Source organism: Salipiger sp. D13 (genome assembly GCF_003703915.1).
GTDB lineage: Bacteria > Pseudomonadota > Alphaproteobacteria > Rhodobacterales > Rhodobacteraceae > Salipiger > Salipiger profundus.
The window spans coordinates 50,229-59,343 of record NZ_RAPJ01000036.1 but is presented as its reverse complement, the minus strand read 5'-3'; the positions used below and the strand labels follow the sequence as shown (position 1 = coordinate 59,343).

Sequence of the window (9,115 nt, the reverse complement as noted above, 5' to 3'; positions counted from 1 at the left end):
CGGTCGGCGATGCGGGCGGCGCGCGGCGGCGGCAGCGTCGGCGCGGCCTCGGCCATCTCGCGGGCGCGTGCCTGCGCGCCGGCGATCAGCTCCGGGATCAGCGACGCCTCGGGCATGTTCTTCCAGTATTTCTTCGGCATCTCCGACTGCATCGCCGAGGTCTTCAGCCGCGCCGGGTTGAAGATGTTGCGGAAGTAGGTCCGCCACAGGTCCTCGGCCGCATCCGCGGGCAACTCGGGGCGTGCGGCCCCGGCACGGATACGCAGGCGGCCGGCCTCGAAATGCGCCGAGAGGTCCGGCGTGAAGATCGCCCAGTCCATGTCGCCGAACCGCTTGACGAAGAACGGCGCGGTCAGCTCTACGATGTGGTGCGAGGGCTCGAACCACGCCGCGAAGGCGCGGCGCTCCGCCCCCGGGGCACCGATCTCGCGGAAGCGCACGAAGGCGGTCATCTTGTGGCGGTCGCGGCTCACCTCCTTGGCCATGCGGGTCAGCCGGTCGACGCGCGCGTCGCCCCGGTCCTCGAGCAGGCGGCGATCGTCGCGCAGCGCCCAGAGCAGGGCGTAGAGCCGGGCGAAGCGCTCGGGATCGCTGTGGCAGACCGCAAGCCGGGCAAGATCGACGAAGCGGCGCGGCACGGTGGCCGCCCCGCCCGAGACCGGCGGCAGTGCCTCGGCGAAGAGGTCACCCGCCCCGGTGCCGCCGCGTTGCCAGAGCACCTCCTCGGGCGGCACGCCGGCGCCGAGCAGCGCGCGCGCCTCGTCGCGCCAGCCCTCCCAGGTGCCGATCTCCGGCAGCACCACGACACGCATCAGAGCAGTTGCAGCTGTTCGGGCGGCGGTGCGAAGCGGGCCCGCAGGTCCGCCGCGTCGAGCCCGCGCGGTGTCCAGTCCAGCGCCATCAGGAAGGCGCGCGCCTGCCGCAGGTTCACCCCCATGCGGCGCAGGTCATCGTAGCGCAGCGACCGGTGTCGCCGGGTGGCGAGGATGCGCCCGACGCTCTTGGTGCCGACCCCGGGAATGCGCAGCAGCAGCTCGCGCTCGGCCCGGTTCACGTCGACCGGAAAGCGGTGACGGTTGGCCAGCGCCCAGGCGAGCTTGGGGTCGATCTCGAGATCGAGATGCCCGCCCTGCGCCCCCTGGGCAATCTCCTCCACGCCGAAGCCGTAGAAGCGCAGCAGCCAGTCGGCCTGGTAGAGGCGGTGCTCGCGCATCAGCGGCGGCTTGATCAGCGGCAGCGCGGCCGAGGCATCGGGGATCGGCGAGAAGGCCGAATAGTAGACCCGTTTCAGCCCGTAGCTCGAGTAGAGCCGCGTCGAGCTGCGCAGGATGGTGGTGTCATCCGCCCCGTCCGCCCCGACGATCATCTGCGTCGACTGGCCGGCGGGCGCGAAGCGCGGCGGCCGCTTGCCGGTGTGGCTGCGCTCCTTGCCGGCCTCGCGCTTGAGCCGCACGTCGGCCATCGCCCGGCGGATCCGGTCGGGCGACTTCTCGGGGGCGTAGCGGGACACCGCCGCGTCGGTCGGCAGCTCGACGTTGATCGACAGCCGGTCGGCGTAGAGCCCCGCCTCCTCGATCAGCTCCGGGGCGGCGTCGGGAATGGTCTTGAGGTGGATGTAGCCGCGAAAACGGTGCTCCTGCCGCAGGGTGCGGGCGATGCGCACCATGTCGGTCATGGTATCGTCGGGCGAGCGGATGATCCCCGAGGACAGGAACAGACCCTCGATATAGTTGCGCCGGTAGAACTCGAGCGTCAGCGTAACGACCTCTTCCGGCGAGAACCGCGCACGGGTGACGTTCGAGCTCACCCGGTTCACGCAGTAGGCGCAATCGTAGATGCAGAAGTTGGTCATCAGGATCTTGAGCAGGCTGATGCAGCGCCCGTCCGGGGTGTAGGCATGGCAGATGCCCGATCCGGTGGTCGAGCCGATGCCCTTGCCGTCGCGCGAGTCGCGCCGCTGGCCGCCGCTCGATGCGCAGGAGGCATCGTATTTCGCCGCATCCGAGAGGATTTCGAGTTTCTGATCGAGCGTGAGTCTGGCCATGTGTTCATGTTATGTTCACGCTCCTCTGCAATCAATCCCCACCCGCGACTTCGTGATGGCTTTCGCGGCACCGCCGAGCGGGCTAAATCCCTTGCATGAGCCGTTTCCTGATCCTGCAGCTGCGCCCCGAGGCAGAGGCCAGCGACGACGAGTTCGCCGCCTTCCTGCGCAAGGGCGGTCTCGCGCCCGGGCAGGTGCACCGTATCCGTCTCGATTGCGAGGATCTGCCCGAGGGGCTCGATCCGCGCGACTACGCGGGTGTCATCGTCGGCGGCGGGCCGGGCTGCGTCTCGGACCCGCCGGACCAGAAGTCCGCGGTCGAGGCGCGCATCGAATCCGCCTGCCTGTCGCTGATGCCCGCCATCACCCGCGACGACGTGCCGTTTCTCGGCTGCTGCTACGGCATCGGCATTCTTGCCCATCACCTCGGCGCCGAGGTGAGCAAGGCGCGCTACGGCGAGCCTGTGAGCCATGTCACCTGCACCCGCACACGCGAGGGCGCCGCCGACCCGTTGCTCGACGGGCTGCCCGACCGGTTCGATGCCTTCGTCGGCCACAAGGAGGCGGTGCAGCACCTGCCCGCCGGCGCCGCGCACCTGCTGCACTCGGGCCCCTGCCCGTTCCAGATGATCCGCCACGGCCAGAACGTCTACGCCACCCAGTTCCACCCGGAGGCAGACGCGGCGGGCTTCGAGACACGCATCCGCATCTACCGCCACAAGGGCTACTTCGATCCGTCCGAGGCGGACGCGCTGATCGACATGTGCCGCGCCGCCGATGTCACCTGGCCCGAGCGGATCCTGCGGAATTTCGTGACGCGGTTCGGATGAGGGGGCCGGCTCAGCCGGTGCAGCCGGTCTTGGCCAGCGCCAGCGCGATGCGCAGCACCAGCGACAGCCCGGTGACCACGACCACCCAGACCGGCGGCTTGGCAAGCGGCCCGTCGAACAGCTCGGCGGCAATGCGGTGATGGGCCTCGCGCAGGCTGTGGCGCCCTGCCGCGCCCGTTTCCTCGGGCTTGTGACCGGATGCGCGCATCGCGGCACGGTCGTGCCACCACGAGCGCAACGGCACGCCGACGGTCCAGATGCCGCCGATCAGGAAGCACAGCAGCAGGACCCAGCCCGCCTGGTCAAGAAAGGCGGCGCAGGCCAGCCCGTCCGTGCCCGTCATGGATGGCTCAGCCCTGCGGCAGGGTCACGGAAAGCGGCACATCCCCGGCCTCGGAGAGCGCGATCAGCGTCCAGAGTGCCGGGCCGGTGTCGCGGCTGCCGGTGGCGAGGCGCGAGATCGTGCCCACCGCGACGCCGCTGCGGCGCGACAGCTCCTCGAGCGTCATGCCGCTGCGCTTCTGGATGCCGCGCACAAGCTGCATCCCCATGAGCCGCGCGGTTTCCTTGGCGGCGGCGGCTTCGGCCTGTCCGCGCTCGCGCTCGCTCAGGTCTGCCTCGAGATCGGCGAGCATGCGGGCCTCGGCTCGGTGTGCCGCGCGAGCCATTTCCTCGGGGCCACGCACGTCGGGCGCGGTGCCGAACGCGGAAATGCCCGGCGGGTCGCCTGCCTCGTCGTCGCGTACGGAAATGCCCTGCGGGGCGAAATCGGTCTGTGCCATGGCCACCTCCCGGATCTGGCGGGTCTGTCGAACCGGCCCCGGAGAGGGTGCGGCGGTCTGTCCGAAGGCGCCCTACCCTGAGGGGCGCGATCTTCCCTCTCGCCGGCCCGCCTCCGGGGCCTTTGACGTGTAAGTCAATGTAGGCATGTTTGACGTCAAAGTCAAATCCGCCCGTCCGCGCGCCTTACCTGCCCTGCGGGAAGCGCACCACCTGCAACCAGAGCAGATCGAAATGGCGGGGTTCGGCGCGCAAGGCCTCGAGCGTCCCGGGCGCCTCCTCGCGCAGCCCGCGCCAGAAGACGCCGAGCCTCGGGTCCGGGGTTTCCGTGTAGAGACCCGCCGCGCCGACCTGAAGGTCGGGATAGAGCAGCGCAAAGGCATAGGCCTCGGGGTCCTGCGCGGCCGCCATGCTGCCCGGCGGCGCCGGCACGACATGGTGGAACCGGCTCTGGATCGCCGCGATGTCGGGCAGGTCCGCGCGGTCGAGCTCCGGTGCCGCCCGCGCGTCGTCGATGCCGTGGCGCCGCAGCCCCTCGGGCGGTGTGAGCGGCGCCAGCAGCCGACCCATCTGGTCGATCCGCTTATGCAGCGCCAACTCCGCCCGCGCGAGGCGACGCCGCTCGCTGGGCAGCAGCTGAGACTTGTCGATGGGCTCTGAATAGGCGCTCAGAACGAATAGCGTGAACACTCGGACCTCGTGGTGGCGGCCCGCCGGACCAGAGCGAACGGCGGGTCACCTTGTCAACCTTTCGACGAAAACAGCAGCCCGGCTCAGAGCGGCCAGATCAGCGGGATGACCAGCGCCGACAGCACGCCGACGCTAAGGTTCAGCGGCACGCCGACCTTGAGGAAGTCCGAGAACCGGTAGCCGCCGGGCCCGTAGACCAGCGTGTTGGTCTGGTAGCCGATGGGAGTCGCGAAGCTGCAGGAGGCCGCCACCATCACCGCCACAACCAGCGGGCGTGGATCGATGCCGAGCGCCTGCGCGAGGCTGATGGCAATGGGCGTGACGACCACGGCGACGGCGTTGTTGCTCACCGCCTCGGTCAGCACCGAGGTCAGCAGGAACACCGCCCAGATCAGCAGCGGGGCTGGCAGCATCTCCATGTAGGGCGCAAGCGCACCCACGATCATCTCGACCGCGCCCGAGGCCTCCAGCGCCGCGCCGATGGCGAGCATGGCGAAGATCAGCGCGAGAAGCTGCCCTTCGACGAAAGAGAATGCCTCGTCGGCGTCGATGCAGCGACCCAGCAGGACCACCGCGACCGCGATGACCGCCAGTGCGAGGATCGGCGCGATGCCGAGCGCGGCAAGCACCACGATCCCGGCCATGGCGCCGATGGCAAGCGGCGCATGGCCCCGGCGGAACGCCCGCGCCGAGGGGTGCGAGACGTCGACCATCTCCATCTCGTCGGCCAGCCGCTTGATGTCCTCGGGGGCGCCCTCGAGCAGCAGCGTGTCGCCCACGCGGACGACGAGATCATCGAGCTTGCGCCCGATGTTCTGGTTCCGGCGGTGCACCGCAAGCGGGTAGACGCCGTAACGCCGCCGCAGCCGCAGCGCGCCCAGCGAACGGCCGACCATCTTGCAGCCCGGCGTCATGAGCACTTCGACCGTGGTCGTCTCCTTGGCCGAGATCTGGTCGACGCGCTTCAGCTCCTTGTTGCGCTGCAGGCTCAGGAGCTCCGTCATCTGGGTCCGAAGCACCACCCTGTCGCCGACCTCGAGCACCACGCCCCCAAGATCGCGGCGCAGCGATTCATCGCCGCGGATCACGTCGATCAGGCGCACGCCCTCGCGTTTGAAGAGCTGCACGCCCAGCACCTCGCGCCCGACGAGGTTGCTTTCCGGGGGCACCACCGCCTCGGTGAAGAACTTCATGCGCGAGCGGTCGGTCAGCATCCCCGCCATCGAGTGCCGCTCGGGCAGCAGGAACCGCCCGGCCACCGTCAGGTAGAACATGCCCCAGGCGACGAGGATCAGCGCCAGCGGCGTGACCTCGAAGATGCCGAAGGGCTCGAGACCCGAGCTGCGCGCCACGCCGTCGACCAGCAGGTTGGTCGATGTGCCGATGAGCGTGGTGGTGCCGCCGAGGATGGCGGCATAGCTGAGCGGGATCAGCAGTTTGGAGGGCGTTACCCCCAAGGCGTGCGAGATCTGCACGAAGATCGGCAGCATCATCACCACGACGGGGGTGTTGTTCATGATCGCCGAGGCGAAGATCACCACCACCATGATCATGGCGATGGCCTTGCGCGGACGCTTGCTCACCTGCCCCTGCGCGAAGGTCGCAAAGGCATCGAGCGCGCCGGTCCGCACCATCGCTCCCATGACCACGAACATCGCCGCGATGGTCCATGGCGCCGGGTTCGACAACACCTGCAGCGCATCCTCGTAGGGCAGCACGCCGAGCGCCAGCAGCACCGCGACACCGCCGATGGCGACGACCTCGGTCGGATAGTGTTCGCGCACGAACATGGCGAACATGGCAATGACCGTGGCGATGGTCACCCAGGCCTGCGTCGTCTGGCTCAGCTCGATGAATTGCATGCTTTTACGGTGCCAACCCCTTGAGACCCCGGCGCATACTGGCGACGTGACTGCCGCCTGACAAGCGTCCGGACGCGTGTTCACGCTGATCGCCCGGCAAAACGACCGGCGATCGTGCGCTCACGGCGCGGCCTCCGTCAGGCGCCCGCCCTGGCGGATCATCCGCACATCGACGGCACGCCCCGTGCGGTCATCGGTTTCGACGAAGAGCCCGCAGATGGTCGCCTCGCCAAGAGCCGGCTGGAAGCGGGTCTTGCCCATGCCGGTGACGAAGCGGCGCATCGGCTCGGTCTTGTCCATCCCGATAACCGAATCATAATCGCCGCACATGCCCGCATCGGACTGGAAGCCGGTGCCGCCGGGCAGGATCTGCGCGTCGGCGGTGGGCACGTGGGTGTGGGTGCCGACGACCATGCTCGCGCGGCCATCGCAGAAGTGGCCCATCGCCATCTTCTCCGAGGTCGCCTCGCAGTGCACGTCGACGAGGATCGCCTGCGCCATGCCGCCGAGCGGGTGCTTGCGCAGCACGTCGTCCATCGCCGAGAACGGGTCGGAGAACGGCCGTTTCATGAACACCTGCCCCAGCACCTGGCAGACCAGCACCTTGCGGCCGCGCCGGTCGGTGAAGATCCGGGCGCCGCTGCCGGGCGCCTGCTTGGCGTAGTTCAGCGGGCGTATGATACGGGGTTCGCGCTCGATGTAGCTGAGCATGTCCTTCTGGTCGAAGGCATGGTCGCCGAGCGTAAGCGCATCGGCCCCTGCATCGAGCAGCAGTTTCGCATGTTCGGCGGACAGGCCCATGCCGTTCGAGGCGTTCTCGCCGTTGACGACCACGAAGTCGGCCTTCCAGCTCTCGCGCAGCCCCGCCAGCCGTTCGCTGATCGCGGTGCGGCCGGCGCGCCCCATCACGTCGCCAAGAAATACAAGTCTCATGGCTCAATGCCTATGCGTGCGGAGCCGGAAAGCAAAGCCCCATTTGCGCGGCGATGCGCCGCGACGGCGCCGGTCGGGGCTCGCCCATGGGTCAGCGGCAGGCCAGCGCGGCCGTCATTGCGGACGCGTCGTAGCGCCCGAGGTTTCGGCGGACGATCGCGCCGCCCTCGAGACGCGCCGAGATCACCTGCGTCCAGTCGGCATCGGCGAGGACGATCTCGGGGCCGGCGCCGCAATCGCGCAGGCCGCCCGCGATGTTCTGCCAGCCGATCCGATGGTTGGTGAGCCCCGAAGCTACCGCGATCTCCCGCAGATCGGAGGATGCAGGCTGGTAGCGCCAGATCCGCAGCGTCTTCGCGAGATGGGGCCGGTCGACATAGGTCAGCTCGATCAGGCCGTCGCCATCGAGATCGGCGGCTCCGACCGGGGCAAGCCAGCGGTGGCGCTGCCCGATGAAGGGCGTCGCCGCAAGCAGCCCCTCGGCGGTATAGAGGGCAAGACGAGCGCCCAGCGACAGGTCGCTCTCGACCACCATGGCCGCGGTCACTGTTCCGAGGTCGACGAGGCGCGGTGCGGTATCCTCGAACACGCGGGTCCGGTCGAGGCGCAGCAGCACGTCGCGCGTACCGGCGCCATCCTGCAATGTCAGGCTCAATGCACCCCATTCCACGGCGTCGCCGAGAACGCCGTGATCATAGCGCGTGGTGGGCTCGGCGTAATGAGCTTCAATCAGGCGTGGTGCGGCCTCCGCCCCCGCGCCCAATGCCGCCAGCCAGAGGCAGAACGTCAGCCAAGCGCCGCGGGCGGTCCGCCGCCACCGGCGCAGAGCGTGACGCGGCGCCCGGTTCAGATCTGCATTTCCGGCATCTGAACGATAAGACCGTCCAGCTCGTCCGACACCTTGAGCTGGCAGGTCAGGCGCGAGCGTTCGGGGTCGGGCTCGTAGGCGAAATCGAGCATGTCCTCTTCCATGTCGTCCCGCTCGGGCAGCTTTGCCACCCAGTCGGGATGCACGTAGACATGGCAGGTCGAGCAGGCGCAGGCGCCGCCGCAATCGGCGTCGATGCCGGGAATGTTGTTGTCGCGGGCGCCTTCCATCACGGTCATGCCGTTGGCGACCTCTACCACGTGTTCGGTGCCGTTGTGCTCGATATAGGTGATCTTCGCCATTTCGGGGCCATCTCCAGAGTCTCGGGTCGTCGACTCTACCTAGTCAGAGCACCGCGGCAGCGCCAGCCCTTTCCGTCCGCCGGCCGCCTGCAGCGGGCAGATGTTTCCCCTATGTCCCACGCCTGCCCGCCGCCCCCGCCCGGAATATGATCATCTCCGGCGCGGCACCTCGGCGCTTTGCAGCTCCCGGCAAAACCGCTAGGCTGCGCCGGGACAGCCCGCCTACCAAGAAGGCTCCGAGCAGATGCACCGCCCCGTTCTTCCAGCCGCCGCGCTGGCGCTGGCCCTCGCCGCCTGTGCCCCGGCCGAGCCCCCGGACCCGGTCTGGCCGGGCGAAGCGCCCCCGGCGCCCGAACGGATGCCGGACGGCACCTGCCAGGCGCGCGAGGTCACCCCCGCCATCTACGAGCACGTCATGGGCGAGATCCAGGTGGTGCAGGCCGAGATCGCCGAGGACGGCACGGTGGTTCGCCCGCCGATCTACCGCCGCGCGCCCGTGCCGAAGGTCGTGAAGCCGCGCGGCGAATTGCGTTTCGAGGCGCCCTGCCCCGAGCAGCTCACCGAGGAATTCCTGGCCTCGGTCCAGCGCGCCCTTGCCGCCCGCGACGACTATTCCGGCCCGGTCACCGGCAGGCTCGACGCGCCCACCCGCGCCGCGATCCGCGCCTACCAGAAGGAACGCGGCCTCGACAGCGCGCAGCTGTCGATCGAGACCGCCCGGTCGCTCGGCCTGATCGCCACGCCGATCGACGAGATCGAGGCGCTCGACGCCGGCTGAGGCCCTGCCCGCTACCGCTGCCCCCCCC

Annotated in this window: 11 protein-coding genes; 2 read left to right on the top strand and 9 right to left on the bottom strand. The window is 69.3% G+C overall.

What is annotated here, in order from left to right; translation table 11 throughout:
- Both D6860_RS22470 and D6860_RS22465 read right to left on the bottom strand, forming a co-directional pair.
- Positions 1 to 812 (bottom strand): TIGR03915 family putative DNA repair protein (locus D6860_RS22470; RefSeq protein ID WP_164845659.1); only part of this gene is annotated, 812 nt, incomplete at its 3' end.
- A complete protein-coding gene (locus D6860_RS22465) occupies positions 812 to 2,044 on the bottom strand; it encodes a putative DNA modification/repair radical SAM protein (RefSeq protein WP_076622045.1) in 1,233 nt (410 codons plus the stop codon). The genes D6860_RS22470 and D6860_RS22465, both read right to left, overlap by 1 nt.
- Positions 2,045 to 2,139: 95 nt before the next feature.
- Between D6860_RS22465 and D6860_RS22460 the strand changes: the two genes are divergently transcribed.
- The gene (locus D6860_RS22460; RefSeq protein WP_017468984.1) at positions 2,140 to 2,874 is read left to right on the top strand and encodes a glutamine amidotransferase; all 735 of its coding nucleotides are present in this window, start codon (positions 2,140 to 2,142) and stop codon (positions 2,872 to 2,874) included.
- Between the two features lie 10 nt (positions 2,875 to 2,884).
- Here the strand turns inward: D6860_RS22460 and D6860_RS22455 are convergent, their stop codons facing one another.
- The 7 genes from D6860_RS22455 to D6860_RS22425 form a co-directional block, all read right to left on the bottom strand.
- Positions 2,885 to 3,217, bottom strand: coding sequence for a hypothetical protein (locus D6860_RS22455; RefSeq protein WP_076622046.1), 333 nt, complete (start codon positions 3,215 to 3,217; stop codon positions 2,885 to 2,887).
- A gap of 7 nt (positions 3,218 to 3,224) precedes the next feature.
- A complete protein-coding gene (locus tag D6860_RS22450) occupies positions 3,225 to 3,656 on the bottom strand; it encodes a helix-turn-helix domain-containing protein (protein ID WP_076622047.1) in 432 nt (143 codons plus the stop codon).
- A gap of 184 nt (positions 3,657 to 3,840) precedes the next feature.
- Positions 3,841 to 4,344: a hypothetical protein gene (locus D6860_RS22445; RefSeq protein ID WP_076622048.1), complete on the bottom strand. Its 504-nt coding sequence runs from the start codon at positions 4,342 to 4,344 to the stop codon at positions 3,841 to 3,843.
- Positions 4,345 to 4,427: 83 nt separating this feature from the next.
- Entirely contained in the window at positions 4,428 to 6,206 is a 1,779-nt protein-coding gene (locus D6860_RS22440; RefSeq protein ID WP_076622049.1) for an SLC13 family permease, read from the bottom strand.
- A gap of 120 nt (positions 6,207 to 6,326) precedes the next feature.
- Positions 6,327 to 7,139 (bottom strand): TIGR00282 family metallophosphoesterase, encoded by an 813-nt coding sequence (locus D6860_RS22435; RefSeq protein ID WP_076622050.1) that lies wholly within the window; start codon positions 7,137 to 7,139, stop codon positions 6,327 to 6,329.
- Between the two features lie 91 nt (positions 7,140 to 7,230).
- Complete coding sequence (locus D6860_RS22430; RefSeq protein ID WP_308420240.1) at positions 7,231 to 7,794, bottom strand: VCBS repeat-containing protein; 564 nt, start codon at positions 7,792 to 7,794, stop codon at positions 7,231 to 7,233.
- Positions 7,795 to 7,985: 191 nt separating this feature from the next.
- Positions 7,986 to 8,309 (bottom strand): 2Fe-2S iron-sulfur cluster-binding protein, encoded by a 324-nt coding sequence (locus tag D6860_RS22425; RefSeq protein WP_076622051.1) that lies wholly within the window; start codon positions 8,307 to 8,309, stop codon positions 7,986 to 7,988.
- A gap of 244 nt (positions 8,310 to 8,553) precedes the next feature.
- Between D6860_RS22425 and D6860_RS22420 the strand changes: the two genes are divergently transcribed.
- Positions 8,554 to 9,087 carry a peptidoglycan-binding domain-containing protein gene (locus D6860_RS22420; RefSeq protein WP_076622052.1) on the top strand — a complete coding sequence of 178 codons (534 nt, stop codon included), beginning with the start codon at positions 8,554 to 8,556 and terminating at the stop codon, positions 9,085 to 9,087.
- The last annotated feature ends 28 nt before the right edge of the window (positions 9,088 to 9,115 follow it).

Coding starts and splice junctions, on each gene's coding strand:
- D6860_RS22465 (WP_076622045.1), bottom strand. CDS start 2,044: ATGGCCAGACTCACGCTCGATCAGAAACTCGAAATCCTCTCGGATGCG.
- D6860_RS22460 (WP_017468984.1), top strand. CDS start 2,140: ATGAGCCGTTTCCTGATCCTGCAGCTGCGCCCCGAGGCAGAGGCCAGC.
- D6860_RS22455 (WP_076622046.1), bottom strand. CDS start 3,217: ATGACGGGCACGGACGGGCTGGCCTGCGCCGCCTTTCTTGACCAGGCG.
- D6860_RS22450 (WP_076622047.1), bottom strand. CDS start 3,656: ATGGCACAGACCGATTTCGCCCCGCAGGGCATTTCCGTACGCGACGAC.
- D6860_RS22440 (WP_076622049.1), bottom strand. CDS start 6,206: ATGCAATTCATCGAGCTGAGCCAGACGACGCAGGCCTGGGTGACCATC.
- D6860_RS22435 (WP_076622050.1), bottom strand. CDS start 7,139: ATGAGACTTGTATTTCTTGGCGACGTGATGGGGCGCGCCGGCCGCACC.
- D6860_RS22425 (WP_076622051.1), bottom strand. CDS start 8,309: ATGGCGAAGATCACCTATATCGAGCACAACGGCACCGAACACGTGGTA.
- D6860_RS22420 (WP_076622052.1), top strand. CDS start 8,554: ATGCACCGCCCCGTTCTTCCAGCCGCCGCGCTGGCGCTGGCCCTCGCC.